Raw genomic sequence first — 26,165 nt, 5'->3', positions numbered from 1 at the left:
AGCCATGGATTTCTCTGACCTCAGCGCCCTGTACATCAACTGCACGCTTAAACCTTCCCCGGCCCAAAGCCACACCCGCGGGCTCATGGAGGTTTCCCGGAAAATTATGGAGCGTGAGGGCGTGCAGACGGACGTTTTCCGGGCCGTGGATTACCCCATAGCCCCGGGCGTTTACCCGGATATGCGCGAGCACGGGGCGGATACCGATGCCTGGCCGGATTTGTTTGAGCGCGTCATGGCGGCGGATATCCTGGTATTGGGCACCCCGATCTGGCTCGGGGAACGCTCCTCGGTCTGCACCCGGGTCATCGAACGGCTCTATGCCTTTTCCGGCGAAAAAAACGACAAAGGGCAGTACCTGTATTACGGCAAGGTGGGCGGGACGGTTATTACCGGGAACGAAGACGGGGTAAAGCATTGTGCCATGGGCATCCTATACGCCCTACAGCATATTGGCTACAGCATTCCGCCTCAGGCCGATTGCGGCTGGCTGGGGGAAATCGGTCCGGGGCCGAGTTATTTGGACCCCGAATCCGGCGCAGCCGACCACGAATTTACCAATCGCAATACCACTTTTATGACTTACAACCTGCTCCACCTGGCCCGGATGCTGAAGGACCAGGGCGGGTATCCGGCGTACGGAAATTCAAGGGCCGGGTGGGAATCCGGCGAGCGCTGGGGGTTTGAGAATCCCGAATACCGGGGATGAGGTTGATATGGCGATTTGAAGATATGCCGATTTGAAAATTTGAAAATTGAAACCATGAGTAAATTATCTGAAGAAACGATTGCAGAGAAACTGAAAAGCCTGGAAGGTTGGGAATACACCGACAATTGCCTGGCTACCACCTTTGAATTTAAAAACTTCAAGGAAGCCTTTACCCTGATGACCCGCATTGCATTTGAATGCGAGGAAATGCAGCACCACCCGGACTGGACCAATGTGTACAACCAGTTGGAGATCCGGCTGAACACCCACGATGCAGGAGGGGTGACCGAAAAGGATTTCCAGTTGGCCGAAATTATTGAAAACCTGGTATCCGAGCAGCCCTGATTCCACCTGCCGGGCACTGTCCCCACCTGCCGGGCACTGTCCCCATCTGCCGGGCCCACGCCCTGGCCTGCCCTCCCCTGCTCCCTGCGCTCCTTATGCCCTTGCCGAAAATGGGGGAATTGCTACATTTGTCTGGAAATAATAACGCCACCCATGGGAAGAGCCTTTGAATTCCGGAAAGCACGTAAGATGAAGCGTTGGGCAGCCATGTCCAAGGCGTTTACGCGAATCGGCAAGGACATTGTAATGGCTGTAAAAGAAGGCGGCCCGGATCCGGATGCCAATTCCCGGTTGCGGGCTGTGATCCAGAATGCCAAGGCGGTGAACATGCCCAAGGACAATATCGAGCGGGCCATCAAACGGGCCACCGACAAGTCCCAGGGCGACTACAAGGAGGTCCTCTTTGAAGGCTACGCGCCCCATGGCATCGCCATCCTGATCGAAACAGCCACGGACAACAACACGCGAACCGTGGCGAATATCCGCTCCTACTTCAACAAATGCAACGGCAGCCTGGGCACCTCCGGCTCCGTGGAATTCATGTTTGACCACACCTGCAACTTCCGGATTCCAGCCGAAGGCATCGACCCGGAAGAACTGGAACTGGACATGATTGACTTCGGGGCGGAAGAGGTTTTTGTGGACGACGACGGCATCCTGATCTATGCGCCTTTTGAGAGTTTCGGCGCCATCCAGAAGGAATTGGAATCCCGGGATATCGAAATCCTGTCCTCCGGATTCGAGCGCATCCCGCAGGTCTCCAAGGAATTATCCGCCGAGGAAGCCGAGGACGTGGAGAAGCTCCTGGAAATGATCGAGGAGGACGACGACGTACAGAACGTCTACCACAGTATGCAGGAATAAAAAAACCCCCGTTTCCGGGGGTTTTCACTTATTAACATGTATTGAATTATTCGACCTCGTCTCCGGCAACAGTGAAGTTGCCTGCGAGTAAGGTGAAATCATCAATATTGACAACTCCGTCCCCATTCAGGTCGGATCCTTCATCATATCCGGGATCTCCTTCGCCCAGGGCAAATGTTGCCGCCAGGAGTGTGAAGTCGTCGATATTCACCACATTGTTCCCGTCGATATCCCCTGCCAGCAATTGGCCGGCATCCACGGTGTTTGCCCCGGCTGCGAGGGTTACATTGACCACCCGCTGCAGGTACTTGCCTGTTTTAACGGCCACATTGAATGCACCTTCGGGTAGGCCCTGTACCAGCGCTGTACCCCCTGCATCACCCGTTGGGGTGAACGAATAGGCGGGCGTGGTCTGTCCTACTTCGTAGAATTCCACGGTCAGATCGGCCGTGTGATCCGTACGGCCCTGGAGCGTATAGGTAATGGACGCTTCGGCCGGAAGGAAATTCGGGTCGTACAGCAAGGTTACCACATTGGACGTCATGCTCACCGGCTGGTCCACCGCATAGGGCTGCGTGGACGACACGGCGATCAATTGGTTCAGCCCCCCGTCGGGCCCGGCATCCGTGGAGGCCGTGTTTAGGAGCGTTACCGGTATATCCAGTGTGCCGCCTGCGGGTATCTGCCCGGAATACAGGGCCTTGCCGGACATCGCCTCATTCGCGTAATAGGTGGGGTCCGCCACGTTGAAAGGCGGGTCGCCCGAAGCGATAAACAGGCGGGAATCCATCAACAGGAGCGACACATAGTCCCCGGGCGTACCGGTAACCTGAGCCACCTGGTTCAGGTCATTGACGGTCGCAGGTCCGGCTCCGATTCCCGAAACGGCCAGCGAAGGCGCTACGGGAAGGACGTCCGCAAGAACCTGGGAACCGCCCAGGCTACCATCTTCATAGAGGGAGCCAACCAGGACAGAACCATCGTTATAGGTTATGGTTACCGTCGCCCCGATCAATTCGTATCCGGAAACGGCACCTGCGTTGCCTGCACCGGCCACGCCCTGGATGCTGTTCGGGTCGATGTCCGTGGTAAACTCAAAGGATTCCCCGGGATCGAACTCCGTGAAGTTCAGCGATATAATATCAAACCCGCCATTCCGCGGCTGGCTGAAGGGGTCCGTACACGGGTCGCCCGGAGCCGTAAACCCGGTAGCCGCAGCCCCCGTATTGGGCGTCAGGCAACTCGCAGTAGCATCTCCGCCGGCTCCGACGGGGTCAAAGACCATATCCGGGAGGATCCCCGTACTCAGGTCGATGCTCACAGATGTAATCTGCAACCCGCCCGTAGAGGTGTTGGTGATCTGGAAACTGTTGTTGGAGTACGTGCTCGCATCCACGCTGCCATCCGGGGTGATCTCGACAAGGGCAGACGGGGCAATCACCCCATCCGGATCGTACTCCAGGACAATCACATTGGATGCCAGTCCCTGTTCCCCTGTCGGGGCCGTCTCAACCGCAATAAAGTGGTTGAGCCCGCCATCAGGCGTTCCGGAAGTACCCGGCGTTTGCGTGAGTACAACAGGTACCTGCGCGTTGCCGGAACCGTCAAGGGTTACGGTGTAGAGCTCCTTCACCATGGCTTCGTTCGCCTCAAACAGGTCGATGTCGTAACCGACTCCCGGATTGCCGGCATCGATATGCAGGCGCGCATCCACCCGCAGCAGCGTAACACTTGCATTGGGTGTCCCGGATATGGCTACGGTTTGGTTGGCCTCGGTAACCAACCGCGGCTGGGCCGTGCCATTGACCAAGAGGGAGGGGGCCGCGAGACCCTGGCTCACCTGGTTGACCAGGGCATCCGAACCGCCCATGGACCCTTCGTCAAAGAGGCTGGACGTATAAGTGACACCACTGGCAAAAGTTATGGTAACCGTGCTGCCAATCATCTCAAACCCGGACACCGAACCGGCATCTCCGGAACTCAGATCGCCTTTGATGGTTGTAGGGTCCATATCTACCCCGAAGGAGAAAGCCTCCCCGGGATTAAAATCCGTAAAGGTCAACACGAGTTCATCGTATCCCTCGTCATTGTCAACGCCATTGTGGGGAGAGGCAAATACGCTTTCGCAGTCCTCGGCATCGGAACCTCCGTCGGCCGGGACAGTGATGCCCACGTCCCCAACAGAAGCCGACCCTTCGGTCAGGCATTTGGCAGCGTTGTCACCAGCGGTTCCAACCGGGTCGTAAACGATATCCGGGAGGAAGCCGGTGAGTGTATTGAACGAAATACTGGTGATCATGTCGTCCCCCGTATTTTGTATCAAATAGGAATTGTTGCCAAAAGTGGAGGACCCCAGGCCGCCGCCGGCATTCACCTGTACGAATGCTTCCGGGTTCCCGATAGGCTCGGCCGTCACGTTCCAGACAAAATCCACCGTAGAAGACAGGGCCGGGTCGCAGCCGTCAGTAACCGTTACGGCCACATTGTACGGGCTGTTCTCCGAAGCTCCGGGCGTTACATCCGTGTTTTGCGCAGACTGCGGATTCGAGAGGGCCAGGGCGTTCCCGCTATAGGCCGTCAGGTGGTTCAGCACCATCCGGTCGATCAGGTGGAAGCTCGAGCGAGCGGAAACCAGGATGTTATACGTCCCCGGGGTGTCAAAGCGCACATAGATCTGGTGCGCATCGTTGTCACTGGTCTGGGTAGACCAGGTCCAGTTGGTGGTCCCGCTGGAGTACACCTTGAACCAGCCGTTGCCGCTCGCACCATTCGGAGTGCTTCCCGTACAGTCGTTGGAGGAATCGGCACCTGCCGGACAAACGATACTTCCGGTGCCTTTTTCCCCAAAGAAGGAATCCCCCTCGATCTTCAGCCAGGTGTCGTTGTGGTCCGTAGAAGCTGTCCCATTGCCCACCTGGGAACGCCACCGGAAGCGGTAGGTGCCTGTGGTGGTGATTTCAACGGGGTATACGAGCAACCCGACGCCCTGGGTACTTAGGTTTTGGGAGCCCTCCCAGGAGATGTAATCATTGCCGGTAGCCCCGCCAGGGTCGTTCACATTCGGCGCCGTGGAATTGGAGGCATTCTTCCAGTTACCCGTAATGCCGCTATTGTTTTCCGCCTCGATGACCACCAGGCCGCCGGATTCGATAAAGGCACCTGGCGTGCCGCTACCCGTTCCGTCCTGCAGTGTCCCGCTGATCAGCCCGGTATTCGGGTCGATACTCACATTGGGCGGGAGTCCGGTGGCCGAATAGGTGAGCCCCGTACACGGGTCCGTATCGCTGGCCTGGATCGGGATGGAGACTACGTCCCCGTCCACGCTCAATTGCGGGCCGGGGTTCGTAACTACCGGAGGCAGGTTGGTGGGTACCCCACCTGTATCCAGAATTTCGATCGCCTTGATATTCGGGTTCTCCACCCCGTGGATAAACTCCAGGTTCAGTATTCCGTCCGTAACCGTTTGCGTATGGCTCACCATAAAGGCTCCGACAGCGCCATTTCGAGCAAATGGATCGATATCGTCAAACGCAGCCGGGACACTGCCCTCGACGGAAACATCGAAGACGCGCTGACCGGCAGCTGTTATCCCATTATATATTTCTGCAAAATAAAGGCGTATTTCTACGGTGGTACCCGAAGGAACCGGGAATTCCCACTGCATTTCAGGTGCCGTATCCGCGTCGTACCGCTCGGTTTCGAACAAGGAAGACGGCGTCCCTGACGGGAGGGAAGGGTCTGACATATCAATCGGGGCTGTATAGGCACTTCCCGATGTTTTTGCGAAGATAGAATTACCTGAGGAAATGGTTGCCAGATAAGCCGAATTGGCCGCGTCCCCAGCCTGGCCCTGGTCGCTTTCCCAATCCGGATTCGGGGAATCCGTTGCCGGGGTCAGCGGTCCGCCGGTGTTGACCCGGTAGAGGACAGTAGCCTGTCCTTCGCCGGAGGTCAGGGCCACCGGGGAACTCGTTGTACCGTCGTACTCAAATACCAGGGAGGCGACCTCACCATCGGAGGCACCCGTATGGCCAACGATCACATCCAGGCTGCCGCCCGGCGGGATAAACCGGAAGGCCAGGTCTGAAAATACCTGGAAATTGCCGCTGTCCGTCCCAGTTAACTGGAATCCGGTTACAAGGATCCCCGTGTTCCCTCCGGTATGGTTTAAAGTGACCACACTGGCCCCGCCTGTTTCCACAGTCAGGGAGGAAGCCACCGAAAGCTGGCCCGCTGTGAGGGCAGTCCCTGTGGGGTTGTCCGTTCCAAGGTATTCCATGTTCTTCATGGTGCCGCCACCACCCAGGGTGTTGGAGCCCGCCGTGACGTGGATACCGTCGCCAGACACAATGGCTTGTGTACCGTGGCGTTCCGTAATCAGGTCGGCACGGGTGGTCCAGGTATTCGTCGTTGGGTTAAACGATTCGGTGGTTTTCACGGCATCATTGACATTATTGCCTTGCAAGTCTACCTCAATCTCCCCACCGATGACGTAGAGTTCGTCCTGGAAAACGGCTACGGAGGCCGCTGCCCGGGGGGTCGGCAAATTTTGGCCGGCCGGCAGGGTGGACCAGGTAGAAGTGGTAAAATCATATACGTCCACCTCCGCAATCAGTGGGGCAAACGTTCCCCCGGCCCCGCCGGAGAGGCGGCCGCCCACCACATAGAGCTTATCGCCGATCACCTCCGCGTGGAAGTGGTCCCGGGCCCGCGGGGCATCATCCAGGGTGGTCCAGGTACCCGTTGCCGGGTCGAATTCGTCGAACCAGGGGCCGTACTGCCCGTTATGGCCCAGCTTATTTCCTGCGATGATGTAGAACTTATCGTTATAAACCACCAGCCCCGTAGAACCCCGCTTGCGGTCAGCCGGAATCTCCGGCCCCTGGATCCACTGATCTGTTGCCGGATTATACGCCCAAACGTAGTCCGCGGGGGCCTCATTCGGGAAGGAATTGGTTTTGAAGGCCCCAATCACCCAGATCAGGCCGTTGTACTCCGTGGCCTGGAAATGGTTGAAGTCGGAAGGAGCCGAATTCGGGATGGTGGACCAGGTCTTTGTCTGGTAGTCGTACACATCCAGGTTTGCCGGATTTTCTCGCCCGCCAAAGAGGTAGAACTTATCCCCCGCCTGTACAAAAGAGGCCTCGTGGCGCGCCGTATAATTCTCGTCGTCCGTCTGGTCGGTCCATTCCAGGTCGACGGGCGGCCCGGATGGGATAATCTCGATTCCCTTGATACTCGGGTTCTGGACGCCCATAATAAAGTCGATATCCAGGTTCCCGTCGGAAACGGTCACCGGGAACGACTCAACGCCGGCCGTAGCCCAGCCGTAGGCTGCCGTCTGGTCGAAGTTTGTCAATACGGGGTTCCCCTCTATTTGAACATCAAAGACGCGGATGCCCGGGTCCTGGGCTCCCGTCCAAATTTCCGCAAACAGGAGGTTAACCGTGTAATCGCCATTGGGTACAGGGAAATCCCATTGCATGTTGTCCGGGACAGCCAGCGTATTGTAGCGTTCGGTCTGGAAAATGGCGTCCGGGTAACCCGTGGTATTGGTGAAACCAGCAGGAAGCGGGACCACGCCGTAGGTCACATCCTCCGCCCCCGAATTTACATAGGGGGAGGGCGTCCCGGTGGTTGCTCCGGCATTGGCATTGGCCACCGCCTGGTCTTCGTCCCAGGTCTTTGGGTCCGCATCGTTGGAAGCCGTCAGGGGCCCGCCTGCATTGACCCTGTAGAGCGCGTCCCCGGAAACATTCGGATCGGAAATGGTCCAATTGAAATTCTCAATCACATCCGGGCTTCCCGGTTTGGAGACCGTTAGGGAAACCGCATACGGGCTTCCTGCTGCCGCTCCGGTTGAAACCGTGCCAAAGAATTGTCCGGTAGTCGGTTCCAGGTCTACGCCCGGGGGCAGGCCGGTAGCTGCATAGGTGAAATTCTCACCCGGATCCCCGCCGCTGGCAACCACGTTAAAATTGATCAGATCGCCTTCAAAGTTGCTCTGGTTGGCTATCGGGTCCACGCTCACTGGTGGCGTAAAGTCCCCGCCCAGTCCGAGGATCTCAATCCCGTTAACTGTGGGGTTTTCCGTTACGTGCTCAAAGAGGATATTCAGCGTACCGTCGGTAAGGCTCACCTGGTACTCGAGCATCCCCCCTACCTGGTGGCCAAAGGTTTGGACCAGGTCCAGGTCGTTTTCCACAAGGTTACCCTCAATAGTAATATCAAAAACCCTTTGACCCACGGCAGACGTCCCGCTATAGCCGTTCCCCATATAGAGACGCACCAGGTAGGTCTGCCCGCTGGGCAGGTCGATATCAAACTGCATTTCCGGTGCTGCACCCGGATCCCATCGTTCATTGGCGAAGAGTGCCTGGGGCACATATGCCGGTACGGAGGCATCCCGGCCGCTGATGTTATGCGTGGAGTGATTCCCCGTGTTGACCGACCAGGGATATCCGTTGGCCGTGCCGCTTTGGGCTCCGGTAGCAGTAATCCCCACCCAATCCGGGTTCGGGGCATCCGTGGCGGCAAGCGTTGCACCATTTGCCCGGATCCGCACCAATGGGACGGGCTCGTCAGAAACGGTCACTGTAAAGGTTTGCTCCACAAAAAAATTATCCTGGTCGGTGGCCCGCACGGTAATGTCCGAGGTGGCCTCCGAAGCCGGATAGGTGAGGTTGAGTTGGTTGCCATTCACAGTCGCCCCGATGGCCGTATTTGTATTGTTCGTTACGCTGTAGGTGAGGTTGCCGTCACCCCCGTCATCGCTGAAGTAGTCATCCAGGTTAAACGAGCCCGGAGAGGCCCCGCTTAAAACACTCAGGTCCGGCAGGTCCTGTTGGACAGTAGGCTGGCTGGCCTGTACATAGACGTAGTCCCAGGTACCTTCCACCTCCTGCCCGGATGTATTGGAACTGCCGATCAATCCCACTGCAAGGGGCGTTCCCGCCTGCTGGATAGCCGTCAGGATGGAGCCTTGGGCCGTAATCGTCCCCAGAGTCTGCATGGCACCCCCGTCGAATTTATACTGGAGGCTTACCTCTCCGGTAGACGGTGTGACCACAAAGAAAAGGGTCGCCGTATTGCCGGGCCGGCTGCCCGAAGGAATCGTCAGATCGATGGGTGTTTGCGCGTTGTCCCCAATCTCCTGGCGGGCCTGGAGCCCGTTTTGGTTGATCACGAATTTGATATAATTGCTCTGGGTCCCATCACCGATAAACAATCCAATCTCTCCGGCAGCAGGTGCGGATGATCCATATAGCTGGAGCGGGGCATCAAAATTGAACAGGCGCCCCTCTACGGTAAAACTGCTGAGCGTCTGGTCTACCTCTACCCCGAACTGGAATGCTTTTTCCTGGGAATTCGCATTGCCCAGGGCGGTACCCGCAGTCATCTGCATGGTCATCGCCCCCACGGCGCCCCCGAGGATGTCGTTCGGGTTGGGCCCGGCCCCGACCTCATCCAGCCAGTCCAGGTAGTTCGGGTTCGGGTCCCCGTTATTCATCATCCCGGTAAATCCGAGCCCCAGATAGCCCTTCAGGTCCGGGTTATCCGACAACAAGTCATTGAGTACCGGCAGATTAAAGGCATCGGAGCCATTGTCCTCGGGGTCCCCCATCTGGAATATATCCGATGCGTCCGGGATGCCGTCGTTGTCGTCATCTTCGTCCAACAGGTCGGAAACAAAGGGAGCGCCTGCGACTTTATCGAAATCGTTAGGCTGCGACGCCCCGGTACAATGATCCGTACCGTTCGCAATCTCGTCGTCATTCGAATATCCATCCCCGTCTGTATCATCTGTACCTACATAACCGTCATCGCCAGGGAACAGGCAAACAATGGTAGGTTGCGGTTCAAATACCTTAATCGTGCTGTTGAAGGTTGCTACCCAGATGGTACCCGGGAAAGGGTCGGAGTCGCCATTACAGGTAATCCCCAGGGCATTCCCGCCCAGGTTGGATGCGAATTCCGAAAGGTCGAGCAAACTGCCGTCCGGATTGAGTTGTACCCGCCAGAGCCGACCCTGGTTCCTGCCTGCAATCAGGTTGCCCACCATACTCTCGGAACCGGCGAACACCGTGGAGGTGTATTCATCGATCCCGTTGGTGTTGTTCCCCCAGGTGGTAACCAGAACATCGTCCGGCCCATCCGGGTTCGGAACGGTCGGACCGCGCCAGTCACCCTCGTCCGGGTTTGCCATGGCCGGAGGAACCGGTGGCCAGTTGGCCGGGAGCGCAATGCTCGCATCCGTGGTATATCCGGCACCCCGGGAACCGTCCGGGTCGTAGATCAGCGTGCGGAACACAGATGTGGAAGGGTTATAAATGTTCTTTTCCGGGTTGGTAAAAAGTCCTGCGCCCGTGGGATTTGCCCGGACGGGCGTGGGGTGCCCCCCGTAAAAGCTTCCGAAAGCATAAGTCTGGATATTATCGGTCACCATGGTCAGGTGGTCCACATTATCTACCTGCTCGCCTCCGGAAGAGGAGGTACTCCCGGGTTCCCCGGGCAGATAGTTATTGGTTACCAGGGAATTACCCGAGCCGTCCTTCAAACCTTCGTTCTCCGGAAAACCACCCCATCCTCCATTGGCACCGTTGTCGGTTACAAAAACCTTTCCGTCCTGGGTCACTACCAGATCATAGGTATTCCGGTACCCCGGGGAAAATATCTGTACCGGGCCGCCGGGCACCAGCATCGCCTGGTTCAGGCCGTCGTTCCCACCCCAGGGGTCGCCCACGTCTATTCCCGTATAGCCCGTGTCATCCGGATCCTCGGGCCCCACGTTGGGCCGGGTCGGGTCGTCCAGGGTCGGGATGTCATAGATATAGTCCCGTACGCCGTCATTTTGAATGGGCATCGCCTCCAACATGGTGAGGTTCACCGAGAGCACCGCCGCGGAAAGCGCGTATTCCGTAGTCCACGCGAAGTTGTCCGAAGGGCCGCCCGCATTCGCGTGCCCCCCCTGGGAAACGATCAGGTAGTCCGTAGTACCAATTGTGACGAATTCCAGGCCGTTTGTAGCGTGGTTTTCCTCGGACCGCGGCAGGCCGCGAACAATATCCACCGCGTCCCAGGCACTTCCCGTCCAGGTGATCCGGGTAATGACACCCGAGTTGGTATCGAGGTCCTCATCCCCGCCAGGTCCCCCGACACGCGAATCGCTTGAGGTTACATAGATCACCGGGTTGGCAGGCGTACCGGCAACCGTAAGGCCCGTGGCCTCCCGGTTGTTACCGCTGTTGGAACTGCCGTCATCATTATGGTTCGGGATATTCTTTACAAACAACAATTCCTCGGAATCCGTTACAAAGTAATCGTTTGGGCCGTTTTGTTGTACTGTAAAAACATCCACCGTTCCGTTCAAACTGAGTACATACAACCTGCCGTCTGGCCCGAACATCAGCGATGTTCCGGAACTCACACCGCCATTGCCATTGAAATTCAAATCGCTCTGACTGAAGGATTGGGCTGCCAACTGACTGGCAAACAGGAGACTGATAAAAACTACAGCCGTCGTGAGAAAACGTACCACCGGAGGACGCCCGGGACGCGTATGTGGGGTGAAACTTAACATGATCGGTTCTTTTGTTTATTTATTAAGACTGGGATTAGTAGCGGTTGATTAAAATGGGCTCCTGGTAGCTGTTACCGTCCGCATCCGTAGAGCGTACATAGTACATGCCCACCGGCAAGTCCAGGACCTCGAGCCTGTAAGCGCGGAGATCCGCATCCCCTTCTGCCCGTACCACCCGTACCAGGCGGCCTGCCGTATCGTAGATATGGAAGGTCTCAAGGCGCACCGGTGCGTCAAACGTCAGGGTAACCTCATCGTTTGCCGGGTTCGGGCTGGATTTGACCGACGGGGCCACCTTGGAAGTGGACGTGTTGACCACGCTGAAATTCACTACCACCGTGGGGCCATTGTTCGGGTTGGCCGTCAGGCTGTAATTCCCCACAGGGAAAGGTTTCCCCTGGATATCCACCCCGATGTCCCCAAACAGGGAATGCGGGGCAATGGCGCCTTCACTCCGGGTTTCATTGATCGGGCCGGTGAGCTTGAAGAATACCCCATTCGGGTTCAGGCTCGCGTTGTAAATAACGCTCAGGGGCGTATTTCCTATCGCGGACTTTTGGATGATCATGCCGTTCACCAGCTCAAAGAGGGGCGTATCCGTAGTAGCATCCACTACGATCAGGACGGCGTCATCCAGGCCACCTGAAACGATCAGGTTGCGCGTGGCGCTGTTGGAGCATCCGTTCCCGTCCGTGTAGGAATAGGTGATCACGTACGTGCCCGGGCCTACGGATGGGTCAAAGACGCCTCCGCTTACTCCGGTGCCGCTATAGGTACCGCCGGCAGGAGATCCTCCCGACAGGGCAAACGGCGCATCGGTTACTTCAACCGTTGGCTGGGGCGCAAGGGTCACAACCGGCAGGGGCGGTCCGTTGAGTGTGAAACTCACCACATCGATACACCCGTTGCTATCTGAAACGGTAACACTGTACGCCCCGGGTGCCAGGTTGTTGGCCGTGGCGGCATTCAGGCCGGGGTTATGGCTCCAGAGGTAAGTCACCGTACCCGTTGAACCGGAAACCGAAACCGTGGCACTTCCGTCATTCCCATTACAGGTTGAAGGGTTGGTGGTCGATGCCAGGCTGGCGTCAAATGATACGCAGGCAGGATCCTGGTCAACCACTGAGAAATTCACCGAAATGGTGGGCCCGTTAGCCGGGTTGGCCACCAGGGTGTAGTTCCCAACCGGGAAGGGTTTCCCCTGGATGTTCACCCCGATGTCCCCAAATAGGGAATGCGGTGAAGGGCCTTCGTAACGGGATTCGTTCAGGGGGCCGCTCAGGTTGAACTGAACGCCGCCCGGGTTGAGGTCTGCATTATAGATTACGCCCAGCGGGGTATTGCCGATAGTACTCTTGTAAATGGTCATCCCATCGGTCAGGGCAAAGAGGGGCGTATCCGTGGTGGCGTCCAATACAATCAATGCTGCGTCGCCAATAGCGGAATTCACCTGGAGGTTCTGCGTAGCACTTGCCGTACACCCGTTACCGTCGGTAAAGGTATAGGTGATGGCAAAAGTGCCGGGCCCTACTGCGGGGTCAAACACTCCCCCGCTGACACCCGTACCGCTGTACGTGCCCCCTGCCGGGGAACCGCCGGTAAGCGCAAACGGTGCATCCGTATTCAGTACGGTGGGCTGGGCGGCCAGGGTTACCACTGGCGAAGCAGGAGCATTCAGCGTGAAATTCACCACATCAATACACCCGTTGCTATCCGACACCTGAACCGAATAGGATCCGCCGGAGAGGCCGGTAGCCGTTGCGCTGTTCAGCGCCGGGTTATGGCTCCAGGTATATGTAACACTACCTGTTGCGCCGCTGACGTCGATTGAAGCCGTCCCGTTCGGGCTACTACAGCTCGTGGGATCCGAAGATGCGTCCAACACGGCGTCAAAAGACGCGCAGGCCGGGTTCTCATCGGTAAAGGTAAACTGCACAGTGGCCGTGGTACCCGAGCTGCCGCTTCCCCCTGCCCCGCTATAGGCGGTGCCATTCAGGGTGTACGACCCCAGCGGGAACACCTGGGCGTTGTAATTGCCGGAGTTGTCTCCGTAAACTGCATACGGCGAAACATTCTCCGTCTGGTTCTTAGTGAGGGTCCCGGAAAGCTGGAACACCACGCTGGTGACGTCGTCAGAGGCCTCTGCCCGGATATTCAGGTTGTTGGTGGGCAGCGCATTGACGTCGATCAACATGCCATTGGTAATGGGGAAGAGATCCGTATCCGAATCGGCATCCACCAGTACAAATTCCAGCAGGCTGAGCGGCGGTATTTCGCTCACGGTCATCGTAATCGGTATACTCGTATCTGAATATCCGGTTACAGGACCGGCCGCAAGGGTTCCGTTATAGGTTCCCGGAGCCAGGCCGGCGGCATTGAAGAATACTTCATACGGGGTATCCTGGTTGGCGGCGCTTGTGGTACTCGCCCACGTAGCATCCAAACCAGTTGCATTGTCCGTGATGGTCATGGCAGCCGGCGTAGGCAGCGTACTGCCGTCATCGGAATCCACGGTATATTGCACGGCCTGGGACCCGCCAACATTCAGGTTGACATTCATGGAGGCCGGCGCAATCACCAGGCTTGCCGTAACCGGCGTTTCCTCTACGGTTACATCAAAGCTGCAACTTGCCGTGTTTCCGGAGGCGTCTGTAGCCTGGTAGGTTACTGTGGTGGTCCCAATGGGGAACGCAGCCCCGGAAGCCAGGCCACCGGTCAGGCTGACATTTGCCCCGGGACAATTATCCGTAACCGTTGGCAGGCCGTAGGAAACCGTCGCCGAGGAAGCTCCCGGTGCCGCCTGCACAATTATATCTCCCGGGCAGGTAACAGCCGGCGCCTCTGTGTCATTGACAGTTACATCGAAAGTACAGGTATCGGAATTCCCCGCAGGGTCATAAGCAGTGACCGTTACGGTGGTGGTTCCAACCGGGAATACACTTCCGCTGGGGGTTGAATAATCCAAGCTGCTCACCGCATCGTTGTCCGTGGCCGTTGCCGCGAAGGTAACGATTGCCCCGCATGCTCCGGGATCATTGGTAATTGTGAGATTTGGAGGGCAGGCAACTACAGGATCTTCCGAGTCAGCCGCCAGCAGGGCCGTAACCTGCCATACTTGCTGGGCACCGCTCTGTGCCGTCACCGTGTAATCCACTGGGGAGGTAAAATCTGCCGTTGCCCCGGAGGCCGGGTTGATGGAGGCAAATTCCGATACGGCAATGCTCGGAGCCAGGCTGGAGAGGTCCGTGCCGAAAGGCATGGTGAATTCTACCGTGTGCAGCGTGGCGTCAATGTTGGAGTTACCGACCTGGCCGCCAACGTTAAAGCTCACGATGTTGTTGTTGGTAGACCCCGTGTTGTTGACAATCACATTGGTCTGACAGGTACCCACGTTGCCGGAGGCATCTGCTATCGTCCAGGTAACCACCGTTGTGCCAACCGGGAAGCCGGCATCCATGGGTTGCCCGTCATTGCGGGTACCCACAGCCACCAGGCCGGTTTCGCAATTGTCCGTTACTGTGGGTTCCGGAACGGAAATCACCACCGGGTTGCCATTGAGGCTATTCCGGATCACATTCGCATCGCAATCCACTACCGGGGCAATCAGGTCCGTTACGGTAACGTCCGCCATACAGGAACTGCTCAGGCCATTCACATCAACCACGGTAAGCATCACCTGGTTGACGCCGAGGTCCGCACATGTAAAGGCCGTCTGGCTCGCGGAAAGGGATGCGATGCCTACATTGTCCGTTGAGCCCCCGTCGATATCCGCAGGGTCCAGGGTGGCATTCCCATCGGCATCCAGGAAGATCTCAAAGGCCGTACATACGGCATTAGGGGCCTCGTTGTCCGTGGTTTCGGATACAATAACCGTTACCGAGGTGCCTTCGCACCCGTTGGCATCCGTTACGGTGACAAAATAGCTGCCTGCCGTTGCCAAAATGGTCTGGGAGGTCTCCCCGGTAGACCAGAGGTAGGAGGAGTATCCTGCTCCTGCATCCAGGGTAGTCCCGGAGGTGCCTTGCAGATAGGTAAGGTCCCCGGAAATAACCGGCATCGGGCCAATCGGGTCGGAAAGGACCACCGGGGCGGTACCGTTCGCCAAGCAGGCCGGGCTGTTGACTTCCCGCACCACGATGTTGTAGGTTCCGTCGGGGAGGCCGGTGAAATTCCCGCCGTTTTCAAAGAAATTCGCACCCCCGTCTATACTGTATTCCAACTGGGTTCCCGTGGCTCCGATGGTAATCGTTCCATCGTCAGTCGTACAGGCCGTCGGGTCGGTGGGGGTAATGCTGTCAATAGACGGCGCCTCGGGCGCTGTCAGGGTTACCACTCCGGATGTTGCCGTACAGGTAGTGGTGCCCACTTCCCGGACAGTTACCGTGTAGGCCCCTGCTGCCAGGTCGGAAAATACATTGCTGGCCTGGAAATCCACGCCGTCCAGGCTGTATTCCAGGTTCGTCCCGGTAGCCGAAACGGTGAGGGTCCCGTCTTCCGTCCCGCAATCCGTGGGGTTGGTTGGGTCTACCTGGCTTATCGCCGGCACATCCGGGGCAGTCAGGACCACATTGAGTTGTGTATCCGAACAAGTCTCGGAGTTCTTTACCACGATGTTATACGTACCGGCAGGCAGATCGCTGAATGTATTGGAAGCCACAAAGGTGGCTCCGTTGTCGATGCTGTACTGCAGGTTGGATCCATCGGCGGAAATGACGATACTACCGTCGTTTACCCCGCATTCCGAGGGATCGGTGGCTGCAACATCTGTGATGTTTACCAGGCAGACGTCAAAGTTGACAACTGCCTTAGCTTCCGGGTTGGTGAATTCGTCGTGGAACTGGTTGGCCGCTACCACCACAATCGTGTTGGCTCCTTCCTGGATGCCGTTACCGGGTGTGGTAGCTGTCAGGGATCCGCTATTCTCGTCGAACTCGAACTCCGTCTCGCTGATTTTCCAGGGGCCGGTGCCGGCCGAGGAAATACGCGTATCCGTATCGATATTGTTTATATCCGGCGGATTGATATAAATATGGAAGTGCTCTGAATTCCCGAACAGGATACCCGTGGGGCTCAACTCTACGCCTACCGTCAGGCTGCTCAGGGTAGCACCCTCCAGGGGGCTCGCAAATGTCACCTCAGGCGCACTTACGTTCACCGTAATTTCATCGAAGCCTTCGAGCGGCTCGGAATCCTGGGCGGTAGCCCGAAGTGTCTGGGTTCCCGGGGTTACGAATACTCCGGTCGTACTGCCGCCAGTACCGTCCGGGGAGAACTGGATGTCGCCCGAGCTCCACTGGATGGAGGCAGCTACATCGCCATCTTCGGCATCAGTAGCGGTCGCTGTGAGCGTTATCGCCTGGCCGCGGGTTACGTTTGCGCCAGCCGCCGGGGCGGTGATGTTTACGACCGGAGCCGTGTTGGGGGCTGGGACAGCACAGATATCGAACCCTTTGATTGATGGGTTTTGGGTTCCCGGAAGGAAATTGATGTTGAGAGTGCCGTCCTCCACAGTCACCTCATAGGTTTCGACTTTGGCAACATTAAAATCTGCTCCCGTTGGTCCCGAAGGCCGGTAATCATCCAGAGCCAGTTCACCCTCAACAATCACATCGAAAACCCGGGGGCTATTGACCTCGCCGGACCAATTTTCATTGAATAATAATTTGACCAGGAACGTTCCATTCCCTGTGGGAAATGCCCAATTCATATTATCGGGGCTGGCGGCATCGCTCCATCGTTCCGTCTGGAAGAGAAAATCAGGATATCCTGTAGTATTGGACGCCAGGGGCGCATTGGATCCAAAGGTTTTATCCACCGCAGGCGGAGTCAGATCCAGATAGGGAGAGGGAGTACCTGTCTGAGCATCTGAACCTGCCTGGGAAACAGACTGATCTGCTTCAAAATCACCCTCGGGAGATAACACGGTCGGGCCTCCCGCATTCACCCGGAAACTCACGTCGCATGCCGGTGCCGGGGAAATGATATTCACTGTAATTGAAGCCTGACCCGTTTGCGGATCAGATCCGTCAAGATCTGTAACCGAAGCGGTTATAACGTGGGTTCCCAAGGAAAGGCTGGAAGAAAATGAGGCTCCCGTACCCAGCGGGCCGTCCACGTCGGACTCCCAGCTCAGGTTGGCAGAAAGGTCACCGTCAGCCAGGTCATTGGCCGTTCCGGTAAAACTCAAGCTCACATCAGATGTTGCGTAGATACCGTCAACCGGGCTTGTGATTGTCACCACCGGTGGTGTATTGTCATTATTGGCCGTGAAGCTGAATTCAGAGATATTCACCCCCCCGTTAAAATCCAGACGCAATGTCTGCAACCCGGAATTCACAAAAGTCACCTGGGTGGTGTAGGACGCATAGGTTTGCCATGCAGTTTGGACAACATCGACAGAACCGATAGGGATAAAAGATCCTCCCGAATTCTCGGAGAAGGTGACAGTTGTTGTACCCCCATTGCCCTTCGCGGCCTGAACTTCGAGATCGAAAACGCCTGGGGCAGGGACATTGATAAGGTATTCCACAAAATCCCCGTTATCGATATAGCCGATATTCATCGGATTTCCATTTCCATCTTCAATAGCAACTGAATATCCCGCACCTGGTGCATTGGAACCATACCAGGGGTCCGGGTTGTTAAACGTCCGCGCCAGGATGGTACTGCCATTCTGAATTTGCTGGGCAACGTCAATCCGGAAGGATTCCGACACCGGCGGATTAACCCCGTCATCGGCAGTAACAATTGCCAGGTAGGATTTACCGGAACCGGGCGCAGGCGTCCAGTCAAAGCTATAACTACCACCCCCATTGTCCGTAAGGGAACCGACCGCAACTGCAGTCGTTGGGGTAAACGGTTGGTTGGTTCCCCCGGCACTGACGTCGAATATCTCGATGGAACCGGAGGGGTCTGTGTCGTCTGTAATGGTGATGGGCACGGAGATGTTATCCCCTTCATTGGCCGTGACATCCGCGATGGCGTCGATGGTTGGCGGGTCATTGCCCGGGGCCGGGTTAACGGTCAGGGTGAATTCCTCCGTTACCGGGGAGTTGGTCCCATCCGAAATAATCGCGTTGATGGTATAGGTGCCGACGTCGCCAACCAGGGGGGTGCCTTCGAGTTGCTGGGTGGTAAAATTAAAGCTCAAGGAAGCGGGCAGGCCGTGGAGCGTTACAGTCAGCGGGTCGCTTTCCGGGTCTGAAATCCCCAGGGCCAGGGCAACGGGCACGGTGGCATCGACAGCAATCGGGCCGATATTGCTGAGCGGATGCAGGTTGGCACTGCTCACTTCAGTGATGCAAATTCCGGCCAGTTTTCCATTATCAATGGTAGCGTCGCCAATCTGTACGGAAATATTTCCGTCTGTAACATTGACATTATATGTCCTGGTGATGGCCGTCTGGTTGGAGGACAATCCATCCTTAATTGGGTTGACCAGGTCGTACTCGTCCAGGATCAGGTTCCCATCCAGGAATACATCGAACACCCGGCCGTTGGGGCCCGGGTGAAATACCTCCGCAAAGTAGAGTTCTACCTGGTAGTTTCCATTTTCGACAGGGATGTCATAGATATAGGATGGGTTGGTCCCACCGGCGCCCCCGTAAATTTCTTTCTGGAATAATAATTCCTCCGGAGAGCCTGGGGTTGTTCCCGCGATCGCACTAGAATACCCCTTGTAGGCCTTCCCATTCGTCCTGGAAAACAGGGTAGTGGTTGGAGGAGTAGTGTTCGGGTCGCCGACAAAATCCCTTCCAAATGCCGTCAGGGCATCATTTCCTGCGGCAATACACAGCTGGAAAGGAGGAATTTCGGCAAAGCTCACACTGATTGTGGCATTCGCTGTTACACCTGTGAATTGGTAGGTAGGTGCTACAGGAACCGGGCTGGAATCTACAAGTATTTCGGTTATCTCAAACCCGGGGTCCGGCGTAAATACAAACTCCTGGTTGTCTCCTTCATTGACGGCAACTGCCCCGGATGGGGAAATGCTTCCCCCCGCACCTGCGGATGCAGTAATCGTATACTGCGTCGGTCCGGTTTCAAGGATCTGCACTTGTTTGGTAATCATCCCGACGCCCCCAAGGTCGTCCGTAACGGTAAGCATGACCTGGTACGTGCCGGAAAGGGTATAGCTGTGCTGGGGCGCAGTCTCGGTGGCCCCGGAAACCACGGGGCTCCCGTCCCCGAAGTTCCAGCTGTAATTGACAATACTCCCATCCGCGTCGGTGGAAGTACTCGTAAAATCAATTACCTGGTTGGTATTGGCCGGATTGGGCGCGATGGTAAAATCGGCAATCGGGTTTTGATTGGCGGTTCCCACATTTACAACAGCCCCTGTTGCCGTTCCCAGGACGCTCCCGCCTGAGAGTGATATGGTCGGAAAAAGTGACGGATCACTCGGGTCCGGGTCAAAAAAGGCGATAGTCGACTGCCCTTCGGCAACGGCCTCAAAAACGATATCAAGGACGTTAGTCCCAGTTGTCGGGGCACTGGACAGGTTCCCGGCCTGGTAATACACTGTCCCTGAAGTATTGTTGATATCCGGACCATCCAGGGGAATCGGCAGGGCGCTTCCCGAGGATTGGGTAGCGCTGTTGACCTGTAGGATGGCAGGATCGAATTGCAAATAAAAAGCTGCTCCCTGGTATGCCTGTCCGCTGGACTCAATGGCTACGGTCAGGGTGAAAGTATCGCTCACTTCCACATCGGAGGAGGCCGGGTTGACGACGAGGTCCGCCTGGGACCGGACCGGACTCAGGAAGCCGAGTCCGACCAGGGCCAGAATGAACAACCAAAAGGTCGGTGCCTTCCGGTTCCATGCGGGTATCGATTGAATTTTTGCCGGAACGGTTTGTGTCCGGGGTGGCCATTGGGCCATGTTTTTGATTACACGTGCAAGGCGTTGGCGTAGCTTAACTACATTTTCCATAATGGGAGCGGTTTGTGGGATGAGAGTGAATTCGATTCCTTACTGGCAACCAAAGAGCATCCTTTCCCGCAAAACAGCCCCGCGGCATTCCCCCAGGGGGAAATACCCGCCGGCCTGCCGCTAAGCGCGCATACAGGTAATCCGGGATGGAACACCAGGGGTAATCCCCGCCGGTATTCCGGGAGTAGAATTGTTTCATAGGCAAAAGTGCTCTCGTTGCACCATTGCATAAGAAGTTAGGCCTGGAAGCGTTGTGGGGTGACTTCCAAATACTAATACGGGGGAACGTAAAAAATGTAAACCGGCTGGCGAAAACCCGCCGCGTGAAGCGAAATTTTGTTGGTTGGCTTCGATCAAATATTAAGAAAAGCATTCTTATAACCATCGATGAAATGCAAACTATCGATGAACGACACAAAAACTTCGCTGAGTCACACGGTGTGTAAGGGGCTTCCCTCGGAGAAGTCAGGCAGGGTATCCGTTTTCCGGGTTCTTCCCGCGGACGCCCCTAAAAAAGGCGTGGTATATTTCCAGGTCTTGGGCGTATTGCCCCGTTGGGTAGAAGGGCTCGGAGAGCCGGACCTGCTTCTTCCCGTAATCCAGGGCGGCAAATACAATGGGGACCCCGGCTTCCATGGCGATGTAGTAGAACCCGGTCCGCCAGGCGGGGACCGGTTTGCGCGTCCCTTCCGGCGAGAGGCCCAGCCGGAACTCGGCTCGCTCGCGAAACAGGGCGGCAATGGCCCGGACCGTATCCGCGTTCCTCCGACGGTCTACGGGGGCACCGCCCGTATAGCGGAAAAACCAGCCGAAAGGCGGGCGGAAAAGCGATTTCTTGCCAATATAGTTGATCCGCACCCCGCTCAGTGTCCGAACCAGCAACCCGATGAAAAAATCCCAGTTGCTCGTATGCGGAGCTACAGCCACCACGTATTTATCCAGTTGGGGGAATTCCCCCACCAAATTCCAACCGAGGATTCTTTCGTAAATGATTCTGGCTATGGCGCGCATGGCAGCCCGCAGGCCTGTTTTTAGATTTTGCGGTATATCCCGGCGATGAGTTCCGGAGATACCCGGGATTCCCAGTCCGGGCCCAGGGCATTTTCCCAAAGGGGGGCCATCCCCAGGGCCACCTGAACCATCGTCTCCAGATCGTGGTCCGTCAGGTCGGCACAAACCCCCTCAGGCAGATCGATCCTGTTTTTTTTCAGCATTTTTTGGAACTGGCGAACGCCTTCCGGGTAGTAATCCCCCAGATGCCGGAACACCAGGCAGTTCCCCAGGCCGTGGGGCGTCCCCAACACATACGACAGTCCGTAGCTGAGCGCATGGGCGATTCCCACCTGCGAATAGGCAATACTCATGCCCCCGTGCCAGGAGGCCATCATCAGTTTTTCACGCCCGACATCTTCCGGGAGGTCGCCGAGGAAAACCTCCTCGCATAATTCCAACGCCTTTTCCCCGTAACTCTGGCTGAAAGCGTTCAGGTAGGTTCCCTGCAGGGACTCCACGCAATGGATATAACAGTCCATGCCCGTAAAGAACCACTGCTCCCTGGGAACATCGCGGGTCAGGTCCGGGTCCAGCACCACCTGGTCAAAGGTCGTATAATCCGAATTGATGCCGAGCTTCCGGTCGGGACCCAGCAGGACGGCCGTACGGGATACCTCTGCACCGGTGCCGCTCAGCGTGGGAATCCCCACGTGGTATACCGCCGGCTTGGCGACCAGGTCCCACCCCTGGTAGCGGGAGGTCTTGCCCGGGTTGTTCAACATGATGGCCACCGCCTTGGCCAGGTCCAGCAGCGTGCCGCCGCCGATACCGACAATGCCTGAGGGCGTCGATGCAAAACTGTCCCGTATCTGTGCCACCAGGGCATCCACCTGCCCGGTTTTCGGCTCCTCGTCGGCGGAAATCAGGATGATCTGGTCTTCAAATAAGAGGGGAATCCGACCCACCAGGGGGGAGTCCTCGAATACGTCGTCCACCAGGAAGATTACAGGTGCCTCCGCGTGTTTGCGGCGCGGCATCAGGATATCGCCCAATTGATCAAAGCTGCCTTTGCCGTAGATCACCCGGGGCACCATCGGAAAATTCCGGTATTTGGTGCCGGCTAATGCCGCTTTGACATTGGTTGGTTGTCCTTCCACTTTCATACCTTCAATCAGTTTAAATAGTTCAGCAGGTCGTTCAGCCGTGACAGGGTCAGGTGCCGGTCTGCATGGTCTGCGGGGTCCACCTCTTCATGGGCCCACGTGGTATGGAACGGCACATGTACGGCCCGGCCGCCCAGTTCCAGTATAGGTAGAACATCCGACTTCAGGGAATTCCCTACCATCAGGAATTCCGAGATGTCTATTTCGAGATGTTCAAGCAGCCGGCTGTAGTTCCTGGGCTTCTTGTCGCTCAACACTTCCACATGGTGGAAATACTGCATCAGGCCGGACTTTTCCAATTTGCGTTCCTGGTCCAGCAGGTCGCCCTTGGTCAGCACCAGGAGCCGGTAATTTCCGTGCAGGGCCCGGAGCACTTCCGGAACGTCCTGCAGTAATTCCAACGGATGCGATATCATGTTTTTTCCAAGATCCAGGATTCTGGAAAGGGTTGCCTGGGAAACCCGGTTGTTCGACAATTCCAGGGCCGACTCGATCATCGACAGCATAAACCCCTTGATCCCGTATCCGTAGAGTTCCAGGTTGCGCATTTCCATTTTGAAAAGCTCCTGGTCGATCGTATTGCGGGTCTCGAATTCCTCTAACATGCCGGCAAAATACTCTTCCGCCTCCCGGAAATAGGTTTCGTTTACCCACAGGGTATCGTCGGCATCGAAGCCGATGGTTGTGATGTTGCTGAAATTCAAGTCCATGCTGCCTTTGCCTTTTCGAGGTCTTCCGGGGTGTCGATCTCAATCCCCGTGACCCGTGTCTGCACCATTTTGATCCGCTTCCCGTACTCCAGGTAGCGGATGGCTTCAATTTTCTCCACGGCTTCCAGGGGCTGCATGGGCAGCCGCCTGAAATCCAGCAGCGCCTGTTTGCGGAACGCATACACCCCCTTATGCTTATAGTAGGTGGCCCGGGGATGCTCCGCGCGCTGGAAAGGGATCGGGGCGCGCGAAAAATACAGAGCAAAGCCCCGGTGGTCGGTAATCACCTTGACGGTATTCGGGTTGGCGATTTCTTCCGGGTCCGTTATTTCGGTCATCAGCGATGCCAGGTCGATGGTCTTCTCCGGGTCATCCCGGAAAACCTCCAGGAGCTTGGCCAGGCTTTCCCCTTCGATAAAAGGTTCATCCCCCTGCACGTTTACGGCGATATCCACATCGAGCCCCTCGACGGCCTCCGCAATCCGGTCGCTGCCGGTTTCATGTGTTTCCCGGCTCATGATTACGGAACCCCCGGCATCGCGAACGGCCTGGCCGATTTCCTCGCTGTCGGTAACCACCACCACCTGATCGAACAAACCTGTCCGAACGGCAGCCTCGTAGGTACGCACGATTACCGGCTTGCCGGCCAGGTCTTTCATGAGTTTGCCGGGGAAGCGGGAGGCGCCGTATCGGGCGGGAATCAGGGCTACTACCTTCACAATTTGATATTATTATTTAAGGGCAGCAAATGTACGCTTAATTGCCCGTTTTGCGCTATAGTTTAGGCCGCAGCTTGCGGTAGATCCTGAAGACGAAAGCCAGGACGGCAATCACCAGGACAGCCCCGATTACCGGGGCGAGCAGGGAAGCGACGGTCAGCACGGTGGCCGTACCGGTCTCAACCGCTGCTACAGCCGGGTTGGCCAGCCCACCGGTGGAAAGGGAGGAAGCCATGCGGCTGCCGGCAGCCGCACCTTTGATGGCCGTTGCCGTTCCGCCCCCTGCAATGATGGCCAGCGACCAGGTAATTACCGGGTCTACCCCGGTGACCGTGGAGACGACCACGGCGGTCCCGGCCAGGGCCGCAAGGGGTACCGCAAGGGCATCCAGGGCGTTGTCCACCCAGGGAATAAAATAGGCAAAAAGCTCTGCAAGGGTTGCCACCCCCAGGGTGATGACCGCAGCCAGGCTGCCGATCCACTCCCAGTTCTCGTTGAGCTCCCAGAGGCCGTTATAGGAAGCCAGGCTGAGGGCAAACAGCGGCAGGAATACCCGGAAGCCGGTGGAAGCCGCCAGGCCGATTCCTAGAAAAATACTGATTATCGTCTCTCCACTCATCGCATTCCGAGGCTGGGAGTCCTAAAATACGTTATTCGCCATTGACAAAAAAATCGTTGCTGAAGCCGATCAGGTAAAGTTTGGTACGCGCCCGGGTAACAGCCGTGTAGAGCCAGCGCAGGTATTCCCGGTCCGGCTCGCCGCGCAGGAAGGGCTGTTCCACGAAAACGGTTTCCCACTGCCCGCCCTGGGACTTATGGCAGGTGATCGCATAGGAGAATTTTACCTGCAACGCGTTGAAATACTGGTTATTCTTAACGCTCAGAAACTTTTTGTAGGAAGAGGTCTCCCCCGCGTAATCCTGCATAACCGCCTGATAGAGCCGGTTGCCGTCCTCGTAAGAGAGCGCCGGGCTTTCCGCCTTGATTGTGTCCAGCAGCAGCACGGTTTCGAAGGGTTTCTGCCCCGGGTAGTCCACCATCCGGACTTTTACCTCGGCAAAACGGAATCCGTACAGGTCTTTGATTGCAAAAATTTCCAGTATTTCAATGATATCCCCGTTGGCGATAAACCCCGCTTCCGAGGTGCTTTTCAACCAGAAATAGTTGTTTTTGACCACCATCATATAATCCCCGGTGGCCAGCTCATTCTCCAGAAACAGCAGCCGGCTCCGGATGTTCTCGTTATAGAGGTTGGCCCGTTTGTTGGACCGCACAATTACGGCCGTTTCCTCTTTCCCCCCTTCGTCAAAGGCCCGGTTGATGGCATCCTGGATTTCATATCCGTCCGTCAGGCGGACAATGTCCGGAAAACCGTCCACGGAAAACCGGAAAGAGCCGACCGGGTCGGCCGATAGCGCTTCCCGGAGTTCGGTAGCATTCATCAGGATTCCCGAATCCCGGGTCTGGCGCACCACTTCGTCCAGTTCGAGTTCGATGACGGTTTTATCGTAGTTGAGTTCCAGGGTCGTTGCCTGCAGCGCCGGGCTGAGGCTCAGCTTAACCGGCGGGAGCTGGGCCGTGTCGCCAATGAGCACCAACTGGCAGCGGAATCCGGAATAGACGTATTGCATCAGGTCGTCCAACAGGGAGCGTTCAGACCCCTTGGCAGTAGAAACCGGGGAATCCGGGATCATGGACGCCTCGTCCACGATGAAAATTGTGTTGCGGTGGCGGTTGGGGGCCAGGGTAAAACGCACCCCCCCGGACCGTTCTTTCTTCGGGATGTAGATCTGCCGGTGGATGGTGTAGGCACGGGAATTTGTATAGGTAGACATCACTTTTGCGGCACGCCCGGTTGGGGCCATCAGGACGGCCTTTTTCTTACTGTGCCACAGGTTGGTGATCAACGTACCGAGCAGCGTGGTCTTCCCGGTACCGGCATAGCCTTTCAACAAAAAAATTCTGTCGGTATGCGCACCGATGATAAAGTCCGAAAGCTGACGAAGGGCACGCTCCTGGTTCCGGGTGGGTTCGTGGGGGAATTTTTCCTCTAAAAGCCTGTAAAATACGGGGGCGGTAAGGGATTCCATAGGCGGCTAAAGATACGGACCTTTTTGCCGGGAACGCTTTTGTGATTAAAAAAAAATCGT

At 56.8% G+C, this 26,165-nt stretch carries 11 protein-coding genes; 3 read left to right on the top strand and 8 right to left on the bottom strand.

The genetic code is table 11. The features are described 5' to 3' along the window. The first annotated feature begins 4 nt into the window (after positions 1-4). From RB2501_RS09355 to RB2501_RS09345, 3 genes are all read left to right on the top strand, one after another. Positions 5-709: a flavodoxin family protein gene (locus tag RB2501_RS09355; protein WP_015754550.1), complete on the top strand. Its 705-nt coding sequence runs from the start codon at positions 5-7 to the stop codon at positions 707-709. A gap of 54 nt (positions 710-763) precedes the next feature. Further along, entirely contained in the window at positions 764-1,054 is a 291-nt protein-coding gene (locus RB2501_RS09350; protein WP_041327151.1) for a 4a-hydroxytetrahydrobiopterin dehydratase, read from the top strand. Positions 1,055-1,207: 153 nt separating this feature from the next. Beyond that, entirely contained in the window at positions 1,208-1,918 is a 711-nt protein-coding gene (locus tag RB2501_RS09345) for a YebC/PmpR family DNA-binding transcriptional regulator (RefSeq protein WP_015754548.1), read from the top strand. A gap of 46 nt (positions 1,919-1,964) precedes the next feature. Here the strand turns inward: RB2501_RS09345 and RB2501_RS16250 are convergent, their stop codons facing one another. From RB2501_RS16250 to RB2501_RS09300, 8 genes are all read right to left on the bottom strand, one after another. Continuing rightward, positions 1,965-11,498: a malectin domain-containing carbohydrate-binding protein gene (locus RB2501_RS16250; RefSeq protein WP_187289155.1), complete on the bottom strand. Its 9,534-nt coding sequence runs from the start codon at positions 11,496-11,498 to the stop codon at positions 1,965-1,967. A 34-nt stretch (positions 11,499-11,532) separates the two neighbouring features. After that, positions 11,533-20,430, bottom strand: a complete 8,898-nt coding sequence (locus RB2501_RS09335; protein WP_083760705.1) for a malectin domain-containing carbohydrate-binding protein — start codon at positions 20,428-20,430, stop codon at positions 11,533-11,535. Between the two features lie 465 nt (positions 20,431-20,895). After that, on the bottom strand, positions 20,896-21,441 hold the full coding sequence (locus tag RB2501_RS09325) for a lysophospholipid acyltransferase family protein (RefSeq protein WP_015754544.1): 546 nt from the start codon (positions 21,439-21,441) through the stop codon (positions 20,896-20,898). Positions 21,442-21,461: 20 nt separating this feature from the next. Beyond that, positions 21,462-22,586, bottom strand: a complete 1,125-nt coding sequence (locus RB2501_RS09320; RefSeq protein ID WP_015754543.1) for an iron-containing alcohol dehydrogenase family protein — start codon at positions 22,584-22,586, stop codon at positions 21,462-21,464. Positions 22,587-22,594: 8 nt separating this feature from the next. Continuing rightward, the gene (locus RB2501_RS09315) at positions 22,595-23,296 is read right to left on the bottom strand and encodes an HAD family hydrolase (protein ID WP_015754542.1); all 702 of its coding nucleotides are present in this window, start codon (positions 23,294-23,296) and stop codon (positions 22,595-22,597) included. Then, the gene (kdsB, locus tag RB2501_RS09310) at positions 23,287-24,015 is read right to left on the bottom strand and encodes a 3-deoxy-manno-octulosonate cytidylyltransferase (protein ID WP_015754541.1); all 729 of its coding nucleotides are present in this window, start codon (positions 24,013-24,015) and stop codon (positions 23,287-23,289) included. Before kdsB ends, RB2501_RS09315 begins: the two co-directional genes overlap by 10 nt. A gap of 55 nt (positions 24,016-24,070) precedes the next feature. Further along, the gene (locus tag RB2501_RS09305; protein ID WP_015754540.1) at positions 24,071-24,634 is read right to left on the bottom strand and encodes a DUF4126 domain-containing protein; all 564 of its coding nucleotides are present in this window, start codon (positions 24,632-24,634) and stop codon (positions 24,071-24,073) included. 31 nt (positions 24,635-24,665) lie between these two features. After that, positions 24,666-26,105 (bottom strand): ATP-dependent DNA helicase, encoded by a 1,440-nt coding sequence (locus RB2501_RS09300; RefSeq protein WP_015754539.1) that lies wholly within the window; start codon positions 26,103-26,105, stop codon positions 24,666-24,668. Between the last annotated feature and the right edge of the window lie 60 nt (positions 26,106-26,165).

The sequence above is a fragment of the Robiginitalea biformata HTCC2501 genome (assembly GCF_000024125.1).
Lineage (GTDB): Bacteria > Bacteroidota > Bacteroidia > Flavobacteriales > Flavobacteriaceae > Robiginitalea > Robiginitalea biformata.
The sequence above is the reverse complement of the archived record's forward strand: the minus strand, read 5'-3'. Positions and strand labels throughout refer to the sequence as shown.